Here is a 16,478-nt window from a genome sequence, read left to right on the forward strand (position 1 = left end):
CGGCGATCGCGGAAAGACGGGAAGAACGCTATTGCAAGCCACGGCCTATATCTGTCTCGTTATCGCCACCCTCTGCTGGGGCGGCAACTCCGTCGCCGGCAAACTCGCGCTCGGGCATATCAGCCCGATGATGCTGACCTTCCTGCGCTGGTTCCTTGCCGTCGCAATGATCGCCGTAATTTCAGTACCGCAGCTGCGGAAGGACTGGCCGGTGGTCAGGAAGAACCTGCCGTTGCTCCTCTTCTACGGCGTCATCGGCTACACCCTTTTCAACGCCATGCTTTATTCGGCCGTGCAATATACGACGGCGATCAACGTCGCCATCGAACAGGCCGGCATTCCGATGCTGATCTTCCTGTTGAATTTCATGTTCTTCCGTACCGGCATCTCGCTGGCGCAATGTCTGGGCTTCGGCATGACGCTGATCGGCGTCGCCCTGACCGCCGCTCATGGCGACCTCGCAACGCTGCTGCAACTCAGCCTCAACCGTGGCGACGGGCTGATGCTGATCGCCATTGCCGCCTATTCGGTCTACACGATCTTCCTGCGCTGGAAGCCGCCGCTCGACTGGCGCACGCTGATGGCGGTTCCGGCGCTCGGCGCCATGCTGACCTCGCTGCCGCTGCTCCTCTGGGAAGCCGGCCGGGGTGCCGCGCGGTGGCCGGACCAGGCCGGCTGGGTCATCACTCTCTACACGGCGATCTTCCCCTCGCTGGTGGCGCAAATCCTCTATATCAAGGGCGTCGTGGCAATCGGCGCCAACCGCGCCGGCCTCTTCATCAATCTCGTGCCGGTGTTCGGAACGCTGCTTTCCGTCGCCCTGATCGGCGAGAGACTGCAGTCCTTCCATGTGATCGCACTGGTGCTGACCTTGGGCGGCATCGCGATCGCCGAAAAGGGCCGTCCGAAAGCTTCGTCGCCGACCGTGACCGCCTCACCCGTGGATTAAAAACCTTTCCTGATCAGGAAAGGCTTTAACCAAGCTCCAGCGTCGTCACGCCGAAGACGTGCTTCAGCGGGATGGCCGGCGCCGGTCCGCGATACATGCGTGTCGACTCGAATACCGGTTGAAGGCCGATGCCTTCGGCAAGCGCGACCGCCTCGTGGTTCTCTCGGGGAATGTCGATGAAGACCGCGGCTCCCTTCGCCTCGGGTATCAATTCGGCAAGCAGCGCCGCGGCGCTGTCGGCATCGTTGGCAAAGAGCGGGCCGATCTTGTAGCCCTCGTAGCAGCGGCGGATGGTGCCGTAACCGCGGATCTTGTGGCTCTTGCGCACCACCGCCGAACGACGACCCTTGCGGGCGGTGCACCAGGCAGCGAGAAAGGCATCCCGCGGCTGCGGAAAGATCGCCGAATCATATCGCTGCAAGCCTTCGAGGCGTGAATCCAGCACCGGCTGCGCGACAAGCGTCGAGACTGGCAAGGAAGTAGCGACACCGCCGTAACGAACGGTGGAATAGGCGGGTTCGAAGCCGGCCTTGCGGTAGTTGTCCTGCTGCGCGGCGACGCCATCGAGACCGATCGTTCGGTCTCCCGCGCTGGCGATACCCGCCGCCCAGATCGCCTTGCCGTAACCCTTGCCGCGAAAATCGGGATGGACGATGTAGAGGCCCAGGAAGGCGAAAGTATCGCCATATTTGACGACCGAGATCGAGCCGACGGGGACTTCACCGATGGAGCCGACGAAAAATCCCGACGGATCGGCCTCGTTGAATGCAAGCGAATCGTCGAGGCCGGGGTTCCAGCCTTCCTGACGCGCCCATTCGAGCACGAGTTCCAGTTCGCCGGGCCGCATCGAACGAACGGCAAATTCCGAATTCATGCAACTTTCCCAGATTGAATGTCCCGCAAGTCCATCCCGGCAACGGCAAAGCAATTGTCAGGCCCCAGCCCCCGATTGCACTGCGAATGATGGAGAGCCGCGCTCATGGACTTGACGACGCGTATAATCATTTTTCGATGCAATACAGAAAGCTTCGTTTCCGCATTACCATGAAACAATGCCGTTGCAAGCTCAAGAAAATTACTTGCGCCTCAATTATCTTCCAGCCGATGCAAATAAAAAGCCGCGCCGAAAAGATACCGCCTGCCAATTTGAAGGACGAGAGAAGCATTCGTCCGAAATCACCTCCGCGACGCGGTAAAAAACCGGGAGCGACGACCGTCGCCCGCGGAAGGATCACCGGCCGTTCAGTTGCCGATCGCAGTCTTCTGCTTTTCGATTCGGCTCGTCGACGATGAGAAAAGACGCTCTGTCTCGGCCGCCGGTGCGGGATAACCGAACGCATAACCCTGCAGGCCGTCGCAGCCGAGTTGCGCCAGCACGACGGCATGCGCCTCGGTCTCGATGCCCTCGGCGATCACCTCGACATCGAGTGCCTTGGCGATTTCCACGATAGAACCCACCACGCGCCGCTGCTCGGCGGAGCTGACGACCTCGGTGACGAGCTGCCGGTCGATCTTCAGCCGCTTCGGCCGCAGCTTGACGAGACCGATGAGCGAGGCATGGCCCGATCCGAAGTCGTCGATCTCGATGTCGATGCCCATCTGTTTGATATCGCCGATATGAGCGAGCAGTTTTTCGTCGCTGTCGTCGAGGAAAATCGTCTCAACCAGTTCGAAGACGATCACGCCGGGCGGGATATCGAGTTTCCTCAGCTTGTCGAGTAGCGCCGGATCGGCAAGGCGCGACGCAGAGATATTGACGGCGATGCGCGGAACCGCAAGGCCGCGCAACAGCCAGAACAGCCGGTCTTTGAGAACGCTTTTGAGGATCGCCGCGTCGATCTCCGCCGCAAGTCCGTGCTCGTCGGCGATCTTCAGGAATATGCCGGGGGCGAGCACGCCCTTTTCGGGATGTTTCCAGCGCGCCAGCGCCTCGAAGCCGATGACCTCCCGCGTCCGGGCGTCGAGCTGCACCTGATAATAGGGAAGGATCTCGCCGCGCTCCAGCCCGAGCTTCAGCTCTTCAGCGAGGCGACGCTTGGAGCGCAGATCCTCCTGCAATTGCCATGTGAAGAATTCGACGCGGTTGCGCCCGAGCTTCTTGGCCTGGTAGAGTGCCAGGTCGGATTCGGCAAGCAGGTTGCGCGCCCGCCGATCGCCGCTCCAGGAAACGCCGATCGAGGCGCCGGATTGCAGCATCTCCTGGCCGAAGCGGATCTTCTTCCGCAGCCGGCGCTGGACGTCTTCGGTGATTAGCTTCAGCTCGGTGAGATCGGTGAAATTGACCAGCACGATGACGAATTCATCGCCGCCGACACGGGCGACCATGCCATTCGCAGGAATGGCAGCGGTGATGCGAAGAGCCGCGGCCCTGAGCACGACGTCGCCTGCCGCATGACCGTGGCTGTCGTTGATCTGCTTGAACTGGTCGAGGTCGAGATGCAGGACCGCAAGCGTGGCGATGCTTTTGTCGGCCGGCAGCTCCGCCAGCCGCTTGTCGAGAAGACGCCGGTTCGGCAAGCCGGTAAGATAGTCGTGATCGGCGACATGCTCGATGCGCGCATTGCTTTCCTCGAGCGCCAGCGCCCTTGCCTCGGCCACCACCTTCTGCCGCGCGAGTTCCGCGTTGAGCAGGACGTCGGCCGTCACATCCCATTCGGCGCCGATGAAGGAGGGAAGACCTTCCGCATCGACATAGAAATGCGCGCGCGAACGCAGGTGGCGGGTTTCGCCGCTCGGCAGCACGATCCGGAATTGTGAGTTATAGGCGCCGCGCGTCGCGATCGCCTGCTCGAAGTCGCGTTCGGCCCGCTCGCGATCATCGGGATGGATGGCATTCGACCAAAGCGATGCCGTCACCAGCCGGCAGGTCTCGCCGGTCTCGTAGAGACGATGCATCTGCGCATCCCACAAGATCCCGTCCTGCTCGATGCTGTGCTCCCAGACACCGATCCGGGATGCATCTAGAGCGAGTTCGAGCCGACGCAGAAGATCCTGAAACTCGTGTTCGGATCGTGTGGCTTTTTTCTCTGGCAACGCGGTCCCAGCCTTAGAAGCTTGCATAACGGCAATATGGTCTCAAGCCGGCATTAATGAAGCCTTGTCCTGATGACCGAACGAGTGACTAGGTGAACTGTTCGTTACGACTATCCCCTTTTGGATCAAAGGACTTGCAGTCTGTGGCACCATCACGATCAGTGGTTGTGCCGCGGCGGGTTTTTTGCGATCTGGCGGAACTCCGCCGCTCCCTCTAGCACCGCGCCGTCCGACAATTGCGTAACCGAGCGGCGGTAGATCTGCTGCCATGGCGTCGCATCCGCCGGCACTGGCGGGATGCCATCGCCCCTGCGCCGTTCGATCTCAGCGTCATCGACCAGCATGTCGCAGCGCCCGTGGTTGAAGTCGATGCGGATGATATCCCCGCTACGAAGCCAGGCGAGGCCGCCGCCAGCGGCGCTTTCCGGCGAGGCGTTGAGGATCGAGGGACTGTCCGCCGTGCCCGATTGGCGGCCGTCGCCGATCGTCGGCAGGCTGCGGATGCCGCGCTTCAGGAGATGATCCGGCGGCTGCATGTTGACGACCTCAGCCGAACCCGGCCAGCCGATCGGCCCGGCGCCGCGAATGACGAGGATGGTATTTTCGTCGATGTTGAGTTCGGGATCGTTGATGCGCTTGTGATAGTCCTCGGAACCGTCGAAGACCACCGCCTTGCCCTCGAAGACGCCTTCGCGCCCAGGTTCCTCAAGATAGCGCCGGCGGAAATCCTCCGAGACCACGCTCATCTTCATGATCGCAAAATCGAAGAGATTGCCCTTCAGAACGAGGAAGCCCGCCCGCTCCTTCAGTGGCTCAGCGAACGGCGTGATGACCTCGCGGTCGCGCGCTTCCTTACCCTCCAGGTTCTCGGCCATCGTCCTGCCTGTCACCGTGCGACAGTTGCCATCGAGCTTTCCGGCCTGCAGCAGTTCCCACATGATCGCCGGCGTGCCGCCGGCGCGATGAAAGCGCTCGCCGAGATAGGCGCCCGCCGGCTGGACATTGGCCAGCAGCGGAATATCGAAGCCATGCACCTGCCAATCGTCGGGATAGAGTTCGACGCCGGCGTGCTTCGCCATCGCGGCCAGATGCGGCTGCGCGTTGGTCGAGCCGCCGATCGCCGAATTGGTGCGGATCGCATTCAGGAAAGCCTCGCGCGTCAGGATATCCGACGGCTTCAGATCCTCGAACACGATTTCGACGGCGCGCCGCCCGGTGCGGTAGGCCATCTGGCCACGCTCGCGGTAAGCGGCCGGAATGGCGCCACAGCCGGTCAGCGAAAGGCCGAGCGCCTCGGCCAGCGCATTCATCGTCGAAGCGGTGCCCATCGTATTGCAGTGGCCGACGGAAGGCGCAGAATCGAGCGCCGCCTGCAGGAACTCCTCCCGATCGATCTCGCCTGCCGCATATTTCCGCCGCATCCGCCAGATCACCGTGCCGGAGCCCGCCAGTTCCCCCTCGTGCCAACCGTCGAGCATCGGGCCGCCGGAGAGCACGATCGCCGGGATATCGACCGTCGAAGCCGCCATGATCGCCGACGGCGTGGTCTTGTCGCAGCCGGTGGTCAGCACGACGCCGTCGAGTGGATAGCCGTAGAGGATTTCGACGAGGCCGAGATAGGCGAGATTGCGGTCGAGCCCGGCTGTCGGGCGCTTGCAATTCTCGAAGATCGGATGTGTCGGAAACTCGATCGGAATGCCGCCGGCATCGCGAATGCCGTCGCGCACACGCTTGGCAAGCTCGACATGCACCCTGTTGCAGGGCGTAAGATCACTGCCGCTCTGGGCAATCCCGATAATCGGCTTGCCGGAGCGCAGCTCTTCCGGCGTGATGCCGTAATTCATGAAGCGCTCGAGATAGAGCGCTGCCATGTCGATATGATCGGGATTGTCGAACCAGTCCTGCGAACGTAGGCGCCGCTTCGGCGAATGGCTGTCCGTCACTTCTTTCCTCCCGGCCGGGCATTTTTCTCTTCGAGATGGAGGAGCAGGCCGCTGTGATCCTTTTCACCATTGCCATTGGCGACGAATTCGCTGAATTCGGCATGTACCGCCGCAGTCAGCGGCAGCGTCAACGACAGGGTCTTGGCCGTCTCGATGGCCGCGTTCAGATCCTTGAGCTGGTTGCTGGACGAACCGCCTGGTGTAAACTGCCGCTCGACCATGCGCTTGCCGTGCAGTTCGAGGATACGGCTCTCGGCAAAGCCGCCGCGAATGGCGTCCCGGAAGGCCGCCTGCGAGCCGCCGCCCGCTTCGATCAGCATCATCGCTTCGGCGACGGCGCCGATCGTCACCGCGACGATCTGCTGGTTGGCAAGCTTGGCAAGCTGGCCCGCCCCGCTTGGGCCGACGCGGGTCACCCGCCCCATCGGCGCAAAGACATCTGCAAGCCCGTCGACCACCTCCTTGTCGCCGCCCGCCATGATTGCGAGCGTACCCGCTTCCGCCCCGACGACACCGCCTGATACCGGCGCATCGACATGATGGATGCCGCGGTCGGCAAGCCTCGCTGAATGGTCGCGGGCGAAATGCGGGGCAATCGAACTCATGTCGATGACGGTTGTGCCAGGCGCCATCGCATCGGCCGCCCCGCGGTCGAACAACACGTCCTTCACCGCCTCGGCGTTGGTCAGCATCGTGATGACGACGTCGGCGCCCGAAACGGCATCATCAGGTGTTTTCGCGCAGATCGCGCCGTCTCCCGCAAGCGGCTCGGCCTTGCCGGGATCGCGATTCCAGACGGTGACGGCAAAGCCCGCGCCAAGCAGCCGGCGAGCCATCGGCGCGCCCATCAGGCCGGTGCCGAGAAAGGCGATCCGCCTGCCGTCATGACCTTTTCTCGAACTCGTCATTCAGTCCTCCCAACTGTTGTCCGTCTTTGATAGTCCCCTCGCCCATCGTTGCAAACCGTTTTGACGGACGTAACGCATTTTTGTCATATCCCCTGAAAACGATACGGGCGAGAACCGAAGTTCCCGCCCGATTTACTCGACAAAGGAAGGTTGAATTCCGTTTATTCCGCCGCGAGCCGGATGACCTCCGCCTCTTCTTCCTTGTGTTCGTCCGCCTTGTGCTGGATGAGCGGACGGTTGCCCGTCAACCGCCGCAGCAGCACATAGAACACCGGCGTCATGAAGATGCCGAAGAAGGTTACGCCGATCATGCCCGAGAAGACCGCGACACCCATGGCCGCGCGCATTTCCGCGCCGGCGCCTGTAGAGACGACGAGCGGCACGACACCCATGATGAAGGCCAGCGAGGTCATGAGGATCGGGCGAAGGCGAAGGCGGCTGGCCTCGATCGCTGCCTCCCGCGGTGTCCTTCCCTCGAACTCCAGTTCGCGGGCGAATTCCACGATCAGGATCGCATTCTTCGCCGATAGACCGACAAGCACAACAAGACCGATCTGGGTGAAGATGTTGTTGTCCCCACCGGTGAGCCAGACGCCGGTCAGCGCGGCCAGCACGCCCATCGGCACGATCATGATGATCGCAAGCGGCAGCGTCAGGCTTTCATACTGGGCGGCCAGCACCAGGAAGACGAGCAACAGTGCCAAGGGGAAGACGACGATGCTCGAATTGCCAGCGAGAATCTGCTGATAGGTCAGATCCGTCCATTCGAAGTCGATGCCCGCAGGCAGGGTCTCGTGAAGGATCTTCTCGATTGCCGCCTGCGCCTGACCCGACGAGAAGCCCGGTGCCGGACCGCCGTTGATATCGGCGGCAAGGAAGCCGTTGTAGCGGTTCGCGCGTTCCGGACCGGTGCTCGGCTCCACCTTCAAGAGGGCCGAAAGCGGGATCATCTCACCCGATGCCGACCGGACCTTCAACTGGCCGATATCTTCCGGCTGGGCGCGGAATTTCGCATCGGCTTGCACACGGACGCTGTAGGTGCGGCCGAAGGCGTTGAAGTCGTTCACATAGAGCGAACCGAGATAGATCTGCAGCGTCTGGAAGACGTCGGTGACGGAAACCCCGAGCTGCTCGGCCTTGGCACGGTCGAGATCGGCATAGAGCTGCGGCACGTTGATCTGGAAGCTGGAGAACAGCCCGGCGAGCTCAGGCGCCTGGTAGGCTTTTGCAAGCACGGCCTTGGTCGCCTCGTCGAGCGCCTGATTGCCGAGGCCGGCACGATCCTCGATCTGCAGCTTGAAACCGCCCGTCGTGCCGAGACCATTGACCGGCGGCGGCGGGAACATGGCGATGAAGGCATCCTGGATGACGCCGAACTTCTGGTTCAGCGCCATGGCGATTGCGCCGCCCGAGAGATCAGGCGTCTTGCGCTCTTCGAAATCCTTCAGCGTCACAAAGACGATGCCGGCATTCGAGGAGTTGGTGAAGCCGTTGATCGACAGGCCCGGGAAGGCAATCGCATTGGCAACGCCCGGCTGCGCCAGCGCGATGTCGGTCATGCGCTTGATGACGTCTTCCGTGCGGTCGAGGCTTGCGGCATCCGGCAGTTGGGCAAAGCCGATCAGATACTGCTTGTCCTGCGACGGCACGAAGCCACCGGGGACCGTGCTGAACAGGCTGTAGGTCGCACCGACCAGCGCCAGATAGATCACCATGACGATGCTCTTGCGCGACAACAGCCCGCCAACGCCCTTGCCGTAGGCATTCGAGCCCGCGCCGAAGACACGGTTGAAGCCGCGGAAGAACCAGCCGAAGATGGCGTCCATGAACCGCGTCAGCCAGTCCTTCGGCTGATCATGGCTCTTCAGGAGAAGAGCTGCCAGCGCCGGAGACAGCGTGAGCGAGTTGAAGGCCGAGATGACGGTCGAAATCGCGATCGTCAGCGCGAACTGGCGGTAGAACTGACCCGACAGGCCGGAGATGAAGGCAAGCGGCACGAAGACCGCGACGAGCACCAGCGCGATCGCGACGATCGGACCGGAGACTTCCCTCATCGCCTTGTAGGTGGCAGCCCGCGGCGACAGGCCTTCCTCGATATTGCGCTCGACGTTTTCGACCACCACGATCGCGTCGTCGACGACAATACCGATCGCAAGCACCAGTCCGAACAGACTGAGCGCGTTGATCGAGAAGCCGAAGACATACATGACAGCGAAAGTGCCGATGATCGAGACGGGAACGGCGATCAGCGGGATGATCGAGGCGCGCCACGTCTGCAGGAACAGGATGACGACGAGGACGACGAGCGCGATGGCTTCGAGCAGCGTGTCGATGACTTTCTCGATCGAGGCCCGCACGAATTTCGTCGTATCGTAGACGATCTCGTATTTGACGCCCTCAGGCATGGCGAGCTGCAGCTGATCCATGGTCGCGTTCACATTGTCCGCGATCTCGATCGCGTTCGAACCCGGCGCCTGAAGCACGGCGACGGCGACGGCCGGCTTGCCGTCGAGCAGCGAACGCAGCGTGTAGTCAGCAGCACCGAGCTCGATGCGGGCGACATCGCGAAGGCGGGTGATCTCGCCATTGGCGCCCGTCTTGACGATGATGTTGCCGAACTCCTCGGGCGTGCGCAGGCGGCCCTGGGCATTGACGTTGAGCTGCAGGTCCACACCGGGCTGGCTCGGCGATGCGCCGATGATACCGGCGGCGGCCTGGATGTTCTGGGAACTGATCGCGCTGCTGATGTCGCTGGCGGCAAGATTGTGCTCGGCCGCCTTCTGCGGGTCGATCCAGACACGCATGGAATAGTCGCCGGCGCCGAAAACCTGCACCTGACCGACGCCTGCGATGCGGGCGAGCCGATCCTTGACGTTCAAGGTCGCGTAATTGCGAAGATAGGTGATGTCGTGATTATTCCCGTCGGAGACGAGGTTGACGACCATGATGAAGTTGGGTGAGCTCTTGACTGTCGTGATGCCGAGCGAACGGACTTCCGCCGGCAGGCGCGGTTCGGCCTGTGAAACGCGGTTCTGCACGAGCTGCTGCGCCTTGTCGGGGTCGGTGCCGAGCTTGAAGGTAACGGTGACGTTGAGCACGCCGTCCGATGTCGCCTGGCTGGCCATATAGAGCATGCCTTCGACACCGTTGATCTGCTCTTCTAGCGGCGTCGCCACCGTTTCGGCGATAACGCTTGGGTTGGCGCCGGGATAGGTCGCGCGCACGACGATCGACGGCGGCACGACCTCGGGATATTCGGAAATCGGCAGCGCGCGCAGGCCGATCAGGCCGGCAACCAGGATGAGGACCGAAAGAACGCCGGCAAAGACCGGGCGGTCGACAAAGAATCTGGAGATGTTCATATCAAAGCCCTCTCCGGGGTGAACATGGATGCAAAGTCCCTCTTCGGCGGTTTGGGAGCCGCCGGCGGGTCGTATCATTTCGAGTATTGGCCCTCCCCCTCAGGGGAAGGCGAAAGTCTTTACTGCGCGGTCGCGACCTTCTCTTCCATCTGAGGCGCGACGACTGCGCCTGGACGGATGCGCTGCAGACCGTTGACGACGATCTTCTCGCCGACGTTCAGGCCGCTATCGACCACCCGCTGACCGTCAGCCACGGTGCCGAGCTGGACCTGCCGATAGGCGACCTTGTTCTCGCCATCGACGACGAAGACGAACTTCTTGTCCTGGTCCGTGCCGACGGCGCGGTCACTGATGACGATCTTGTTCTCTGCCTTCGGCTGGCCCATGCGCACCCGCACGAACTGGCCGGGGATGAGACGCCCGCCCGGATTATCGAACACGGCGCGAACGCCGATCGTGCCGCTTGATGCATCGACCTCGTTGTCGATCAGTTGCAGCTTGCCCTTGATCGGCGTGCCGCTGTCGGTCAGCGTGCCGACCTCGACAGGGATCTGCTCGACGGGAGGCAGGGCGCTGTCCGTCTGCGGAAGCTGGGCGAGCGCCCGCGTCACCATCTCTTCGCTGGCATTGAAGCTCGCATAGATCGGATCGACCGAAACGAGCGTCGTCAGCGCCGGCGAGGTCGAACCGGCCGCCACGAGGTTACCGGCGGTCACCTCGATCTTGCCGATGCGGCCGGAAACCGGAGCCCGCACCTGCGTATAATCGAGATCGAGTTGGGCCGACTGCAGTGCAGCTTGCGCCGAACGCAGCCCCGCCTGAGCCTCGGCCAAAGAACTCTGGCGCTGATCGAGATCGCTCTGGGAGATGGTGCGGTTGTCGGAAAGCCTGCGGCCGCGATCGAGTTCGGTCTGCGCCAGGCTGACCTTGGCCTCGGCCGAAGCGACCTGGCCCTGCGCCTGCGCCACGCTCGCCTGGTAGGGAGCCGGGTCGATGGTGAAGAGCAGGTCGCCCTGCTTGACCAGCGCCCCTTCGCGGAACGCCACCGAAAGGATGGCGCCGGCGACACGGGAACGCACCTGCACCCGGTCGACCGCTTCGAGACGGCCGGAGAAACTTTCCCAGGCCGTCACGTCGCGCGCCGCGACGACGGCAACCGTCACCGGCACAGCGGGAGCCTGCGCGGGGGCGGAAGCAGCCGTGGCGGTCGTGCTCATCGGCAATTCGAAAAATAATGCAGCGCCGGAAATGGACGCAACAAGGCCTATGCCGGCGCCCACCAGGGCCCAGCGCTTCTTTCTGGACGTCATCGGTACTCTCCTTACGGCTCAAGGCCGCCGAAATATCAGGTCTTCTTCAATGCAATTGCGGTTGAACGCTTACGTCCCGAAGGAAGCTTCCGAAATGGCGGCTGACGTTTTCCTGCCAGTCGGGCGCTCCGTCGGATTTCCCACCATAAATCGAGGGCCAGCCCGTCCCGGCGGGAAGGACATGCTGGCGCACACCGACGCCGGCCTGTTTCAGGCGGGCACCGTAACCAATTGTCTCGTCGTGCAGAGGATCGTCCTCGGCGGTGAATATCAACGCCGGCGCGACGCCCGAAATACGAGAACAGAGGCAAGGCGCCGCATAAGGGTGGCAACCGCCGCCGCTCAGATAGTGGCTCCAGCCCTCCGTCCAGCGTTGGCGCATGCCGATGGCTTCGGCCTTGCGGATCGAGGACGTGCCCATGAAGGGATCGAGCAGCGGCGAAATCAGCACCTGGCCGTCGAGCGCGTCCGGCATCTGGTCGCGCGCCTTCAGCGCCACACCGGCGGCGACATTGCCGCCTGCTTCTTCGCCAGCGACGAAGAGCAACGACTTCCGGTCGCCGAGACCGGCGCGTTTGTTGGCGAGATAGGTGAAAACGGAGAAGGAGACTTCCAGCGCTTGCGGGAATAGGTTGCCGGACAGGCTGCTGTAGTCAGCAGCGACGACGATGGCGCCGGCCTTGGCGAGACTCATCGCCACCGGCCGGTCGACGTTCTTGTCGCTATCCAGAAACGCGCCGCCGTGCAGGTAAAGCACAATCGGCGGACCCTTGCCGTAATCGGCGCCCTGGTAGATGCGTGCGGAAACGGGGCCGATGGCCACCTTGTCCAGCATCATATCTTTCCATTCCACCGTCATGCTTCCGGTCTCTTTTGCGTCGGCCGCAAGCAGACAACGCCTGCCGCTTGCATTTTGTACAAAAAAGATATTGTTATTCCAACCAAGGAATAAGAAGCTATATCGCGATAACACTGTTCCAGATCTCGAACAATGGTGCAACGCAAACTGCGGATTTGAAACCGATGGATCAGCTCTCGGCAATGCGCGTCTTCATTCGCGTCGTGGAGACGGGCAATTTCACCCGCGCCGCCGACATGCTCGCCATGCCCAAGGCGACGGTAACCAATCTCATCCAGGGCCTGGAAGCGCATCTGCGCACCAAGCTTTTGAATCGGACCACGCGCCGGGTCATGGTGACCACGGACGGCGCGCTTTATTACGAACGTGCCGCCCAGATCATTTCGGAACTGGAGGAGCTTGATGGCAGCCTCTCCAATTCGCAGAGCTTGCCGAGTGGACGGCTGCGTGTCGAGATGGCCGGCGCTTTCGCCGATTGGATCGTCGTTCCGGCACTTTGCGATTTCTATCAGCGTTATCCCGATATCCGTATCGACCTCGGTGTCGGCGACCGCACGGTCGATTATCTTGCAGAAAATGTCGATTGCGCGCTGCGGGCCGGCACGCCGGCCGACCAGTCGCTGATTGCGCGGCGCGTCTCCGAAGTCGAGATGATCACCTGCGCTTCACCGGACTACATCCAGAAATTCGGCATGCCCGAGCGGCCGGAGGATCTGGAGGCGGATCATTACTCCGTCAACTATTTCCGCGCCCAGAACAACCGGACGCTGCCCTTCGAATTTCGCCGGCACAACGAGGTGATCGAGACCAGTCCGCGTTACATCGCCTCGGTCAACGATAGCCGCACCTATCTGACGGCTGCGCTGACGGGTCTCGGCATCGCGCAGGTGCCGATCTTCATGGCGCGCGAGCCGATGGCAAGGGGCGAGCTCGTCCGCGTGCTGCCGGATTGGCGTCGCGATCCGCTGCCGCTCTATGTCGTTTATCCGCCGAACCGCCACCTCAGCAACAAGGTCCGCGTCTTCGTCGACTGGCTGGTGAAGCTTCTGGTCGAGGCGAGACTGAACGACGTCTGAGCCTCGAAACAAATACGGCCCGGAAGGCAGGGGAACCTTCGACGGGCCGCAATGTACAACTTTGAACATCAATCCTGTCGCACCGTAGCAAGGGCGCGGCAGGCTCTGGAGGTTCGCAAAGAGAGCGGCAGGGAATTCCACTCTCTCGCGATAAAACAGATATACGCACTCCCCGCAGGATTGTAAGGAAAAAATCCTGCAATCGCGTTCACATAATTGCGATGAGGGCCTGGCTCCCGTGTTTCCGCGCGGGGCGGCGGGCCAGGTTTCAATTCCTGACAGCCGGCTTCAGCAGGTCCTCGAGGCCGATGCGGCGGAACAATTCCGCCCGAACACGGTCTGCAACGCCGTTGACGATCTCCGCACCGTCCTCGGACGGATCGATATGGACGCGGAACGGCCTCGTACCGAAGGGCTTGCCGACGACATCGACGATGGCGGCGGCTACCGCGCCGGCATCGGCGTCGGCCGGTTCAAGCGCTGCCAGGCCCTGCAGCGCCTGCTCCGGCACCCCCTTGTAGGGTCCTTCATTATATTCGGCGGCGCGGGCAGTATCATCCGGCGAGCCGGAATGGGCGAAATGGTTGGTGCCCTTGGTGAAGGCGCCAGGCACGATGATCGAGGTCTCGATGCCCCAGCGGGTAAGCTCGCTGGCATAGGAGATGGCAAGTGAATCCATCGCCGCCTTGGCGGCGAAATAGGGCGAGAGATAGGGAGGCGTGCCGCCACGGCTGCTCGACGACGATACCCAGACCACCAAGCCCCTGCCCTGCCTGCGGAGATACGGAAGTGCCGCGCGATTGACGCGCTGGGTGGAGAGCACGTTGATGTCGAAGAGTTCGGCGAACTGTTCCGGCGTGAAGGCTTCGGCCGGGCCGAAGGACATATGGCCGGCGTTGTGGATGATGACATCGAGGCGACCCGCATCGGCGACGATCCTGGCGATACCTGATACAACCGACGCGTCGGAGGCGACATCGAGTTCGACCGAGCGCAGATCGACATTGTTCCCCTTGGCGAATTCAGCCGCGTCGGCGACGGCGGGAGCGTTGCGGCTTTCCGTGGCGCGCATGCCGGCATAGACGGTGTGGCCGGCCTTGGCGAGCGCACGGGCGGTGAGAGCGCCGAAACCGCTGGAAGCGCCGGTTATGACGATGACTTGCTTGCTCATGATCGTATTCCGTCTAGGTTCGATTGGGGTTGGCTGAAGTGGAAGCTTGGGCGGGCGACGGCCGGAAGACCGCCACCGGTCTCTCGTCAGATCACGCCGCCATTGGCGCGCAGCGTCTGGCCGTTGATCCAGCCGCCATCAGGGCCGACGAGGAAGGCGACCGCAGCGGCGATGTCGTCGGGCGTGCCGAGACGCTCCAGCGGGTTCATCTTCGCCATCCGGGCAACGAGTTCGTCCGACTTGCCGTTGAGGAAGAGGTCAGTTGCAACGGGACCGGGCGCGATGGCGTTGACGGTAATGTTGCGGCCGCGCATCTCCTTGGCCATGATCGCCGTCAGTGTTTCCACGGCAGCCTTCGTAGCGGCGTAGACGCCATAGGTTTCGAGCTTCAGGCCGACGACCGATGTCGAGAAATTGATGACCCGGCCACGGTCGCGCAGACGCTTGGCGGCTTCCCTGAGCGTATTGAAGGTGCCCTTCAGGTTGACACTGATCTGGCGGTCGAAATTAACGTCGTCGGCCTCGGCAAGTGAAGACAGCATCATGATCCCGGCATTGTTGACGAGCACATCGACGCCGCCGAAGGCGGTTTCCGCAGCATCGAACATGCGGCGGACGGCTTCGGCATCGCCGACATCGGCCTTCGCCGTCAGTGCCTTGCCGCCCGCCTGCTCGATCTTCTCAGCCAATTCCTCGGCCGGAGCGGCATTGCCGGAATAATTGATGACAACGGTGAAACCGTCCTTGGCGAGGCGTCGGGCGACTGCCGCGCCAATGCCGCGGGAAGCACCGGTGACCAGTGCTACCTTGCCGTTTTCTTTGGAAGCCATTGTCCTTCTCCTTCATCCTGCGCCGCAGCGCGTTTTCGATGAGGAGAAGATGCGCCTTTTCCTTTTGCGGATAATCGGGCATTAGTCGGCATCACTATCCGGGAATGACGAACAAATAGATGGACAGATTTGACGCCATGCGCGTGTTTTGCCGCGTCGTGGAACGCCGCAGCTTCACGCTTGCGGCCGAAGATACCGGCCTGCCGCGCTCGACCGTCACCGATGCGGTGAAACAGCTCGAAGCCCGTCTCGGCGTGCGCCTGCTCCAGCGTACGACACGCCATGTCAGCCCGACGCTCGACGGCGAAGCCTATTACCAGCGCTGCCTGTCGATCCTCGCCGATATCGAAGAAGCCGAAGGCGCCTTTGCCGGCGCCAAGCCGAAGGGCATGCTGCGCGTTGACGTGCATGGCACACTCGCCCGCCACTTCGTGCTGCCGAGCCTGCCGTCCTTCCTGGAGACCTATCCTGACATTGAATTCTACATGAGCGAGGGCGATCGGCTGGTCGACCTCGTGCGCGAGGGCATTGACTGCGTGCTGCGCGTCGGCACGCCTCAGGACAGCGACATGGTCGCCCGGCGCGTCGCCATGCTTGATGAGGTGACACTCGCCTCCCCGGCCTATATCGCCCGTCACGGCAAGCCGGAGCATCCGGAACGGCTTGCCGGCCATCGCATGGTCGGCTTCCGCTCCAGCGGCACAGGCAGTCTGCTGCCGCTGGAATTTATCGTCGACGGCGCAGTAGCCAACATCGGCATTCCGGCGACTGTCGCCGTCAATGCCGCCGAAAGCTATATTTCAGCAGCCAGGCTGGGTCTCGGCATGATCCAGATCCCGCGCTATCACGCTGAAAAGGATCTGGCCGAAGGCACGCTGGTCCAAGTGCTGCCGGATTTTCCGCTGACGCAAACACCGGTGTCCCTGCTCTATCCCCGTAACCGCCAGCTTTCGCCGCGCGTGCGCGTCTTCATCGACTGGCTGGTGAAGGTCTTCGCTCGACAAAATTCTGAAAACGCGCTTCACTAAAATGCGCCT

12 protein-coding genes are annotated in these 16,478 nt (G+C 62.4%); 3 read left to right on the forward strand and 9 right to left on the reverse strand.

All coding sequences use genetic code 11. The features are described from left to right. Positions 1–31: 31 nt before the first annotated feature. Complete coding sequence (locus tag RL_RS19435; RefSeq protein ID WP_011653211.1) at positions 32–949, forward strand: DMT family transporter; 918 nt, start codon at positions 32–34, stop codon at positions 947–949. Between the two features lie 25 nt (positions 950–974). Here the strand turns inward: RL_RS19435 and RL_RS19440 are convergent, their stop codons facing one another. The 7 genes from RL_RS19440 to RL_RS19470 all read right to left on the reverse strand — a co-directional run bounded on the left by RL_RS19440 (position 975) and on the right by RL_RS19470 (position 12,364). Further along, positions 975–1,823, reverse strand: a complete 849-nt coding sequence (locus RL_RS19440) for a GNAT family N-acetyltransferase (RefSeq protein WP_011653212.1) — start codon at positions 1,821–1,823, stop codon at positions 975–977. 368 nt (positions 1,824–2,191) lie between these two features. Further along, positions 2,192–4,009, reverse strand: a complete 1,818-nt coding sequence (locus tag RL_RS19445; protein ID WP_011653213.1) for a putative bifunctional diguanylate cyclase/phosphodiesterase — start codon at positions 4,007–4,009, stop codon at positions 2,192–2,194. A 131-nt stretch (positions 4,010–4,140) separates the two neighbouring features. Next, positions 4,141–5,925, reverse strand: a complete 1,785-nt coding sequence (locus tag RL_RS19450) for an IlvD/Edd family dehydratase (RefSeq protein WP_011653214.1) — start codon at positions 5,923–5,925, stop codon at positions 4,141–4,143. Further along, the gene (locus RL_RS19455) at positions 5,922–6,833 is read right to left on the reverse strand and encodes an NAD(P)-dependent oxidoreductase (RefSeq protein WP_011653215.1); all 912 of its coding nucleotides are present in this window, start codon (positions 6,831–6,833) and stop codon (positions 5,922–5,924) included. The genes RL_RS19450 and RL_RS19455 overlap by 4 nt, the downstream gene beginning before the upstream one ends. Positions 6,834–6,994: 161 nt before the next feature. After that, positions 6,995–10,195 carry an efflux RND transporter permease subunit gene (locus RL_RS19460; RefSeq protein WP_011653216.1) on the reverse strand — a complete coding sequence of 1,067 codons (3,201 nt, stop codon included), beginning with the start codon at positions 10,193–10,195 and terminating at the stop codon, positions 6,995–6,997. Positions 10,196–10,314: 119 nt separating this feature from the next. Further along, the gene (locus RL_RS19465) at positions 10,315–11,505 is read right to left on the reverse strand and encodes an efflux RND transporter periplasmic adaptor subunit (RefSeq protein ID WP_011653217.1); all 1,191 of its coding nucleotides are present in this window, start codon (positions 11,503–11,505) and stop codon (positions 10,315–10,317) included. A 46-nt stretch (positions 11,506–11,551) separates the two neighbouring features. Next, positions 11,552–12,364, reverse strand: a complete 813-nt coding sequence (locus tag RL_RS19470; RefSeq protein WP_028743277.1) for an alpha/beta hydrolase fold domain-containing protein — start codon at positions 12,362–12,364, stop codon at positions 11,552–11,554. Between the two features lie 164 nt (positions 12,365–12,528). Between RL_RS19470 and RL_RS19475 the strand changes: the two genes are divergently transcribed. Continuing rightward, positions 12,529–13,440 carry a LysR family transcriptional regulator gene (locus tag RL_RS19475; RefSeq protein ID WP_011653219.1) on the forward strand — a complete coding sequence of 304 codons (912 nt, stop codon included), beginning with the start codon at positions 12,529–12,531 and terminating at the stop codon, positions 13,438–13,440. A 268-nt stretch (positions 13,441–13,708) separates the two neighbouring features. Here the strand turns inward: RL_RS19475 and RL_RS19480 are convergent, their stop codons facing one another. Continuing rightward, positions 13,709–14,611 carry an SDR family oxidoreductase gene (locus RL_RS19480; RefSeq protein WP_011653220.1) on the reverse strand — a complete coding sequence of 301 codons (903 nt, stop codon included), beginning with the start codon at positions 14,609–14,611 and terminating at the stop codon, positions 13,709–13,711. Between the two features lie 86 nt (positions 14,612–14,697). Then, the gene (locus tag RL_RS19485) at positions 14,698–15,441 is read right to left on the reverse strand and encodes an SDR family oxidoreductase (RefSeq protein ID WP_011653221.1); all 744 of its coding nucleotides are present in this window, start codon (positions 15,439–15,441) and stop codon (positions 14,698–14,700) included. A 119-nt stretch (positions 15,442–15,560) separates the two neighbouring features. Here RL_RS19485 and RL_RS19490 point away from each other — a divergent pair, with 119 nt between their 5' ends. Further along, positions 15,561–16,469, forward strand: coding sequence for a LysR family transcriptional regulator (locus tag RL_RS19490; protein WP_011653222.1), 909 nt, complete (start codon positions 15,561–15,563; stop codon positions 16,467–16,469). The last annotated feature ends 9 nt before the right edge of the window (positions 16,470–16,478 follow it).

Source organism: Rhizobium johnstonii 3841, from assembly GCF_000009265.1.
Classification (GTDB): domain Bacteria; phylum Pseudomonadota; class Alphaproteobacteria; order Rhizobiales; family Rhizobiaceae; genus Rhizobium; species Rhizobium acaciae.

Bases quoted from the DNA above. Each gene is read 5' to 3' on its own strand.
- RL_RS19440 (WP_011653212.1), bottom strand. From the start codon at position 1,823: ATGAATTCGGAATTTGCCGTTCGTTCGATGCGGCCCGGCGAACTGGAA.
- RL_RS19445 (WP_011653213.1), bottom strand. From the start codon at position 4,009: ATGCAAGCTTCTAAGGCTGGGACCGCGTTGCCAGAGAAAAAAGCCACA.
- RL_RS19455 (WP_011653215.1), bottom strand. From the start codon at position 6,833: ATGACGAGTTCGAGAAAAGGTCATGACGGCAGGCGGATCGCCTTTCTC.
- RL_RS19460 (WP_011653216.1), bottom strand. From the start codon at position 10,195: ATGAACATCTCCAGATTCTTTGTCGACCGCCCGGTCTTTGCCGGCGTT.
- RL_RS19465 (WP_011653217.1), bottom strand. From the start codon at position 11,505: ATGACGTCCAGAAAGAAGCGCTGGGCCCTGGTGGGCGCCGGCATAGGC.
- RL_RS19470 (WP_028743277.1), bottom strand. From the start codon at position 12,364: ATGACGGTGGAATGGAAAGATATGATGCTGGACAAGGTGGCCATCGGC.
- RL_RS19475 (WP_011653219.1), top strand. From the start codon at position 12,529: ATGGATCAGCTCTCGGCAATGCGCGTCTTCATTCGCGTCGTGGAGACG.
- RL_RS19480 (WP_011653220.1), bottom strand. From the start codon at position 14,611: ATGAGCAAGCAAGTCATCGTCATAACCGGCGCTTCCAGCGGTTTCGGC.
- RL_RS19485 (WP_011653221.1), bottom strand. From the start codon at position 15,441: ATGGCTTCCAAAGAAAACGGCAAGGTAGCACTGGTCACCGGTGCTTCC.
- RL_RS19490 (WP_011653222.1), top strand. From the start codon at position 15,561: ATGGACAGATTTGACGCCATGCGCGTGTTTTGCCGCGTCGTGGAACGC.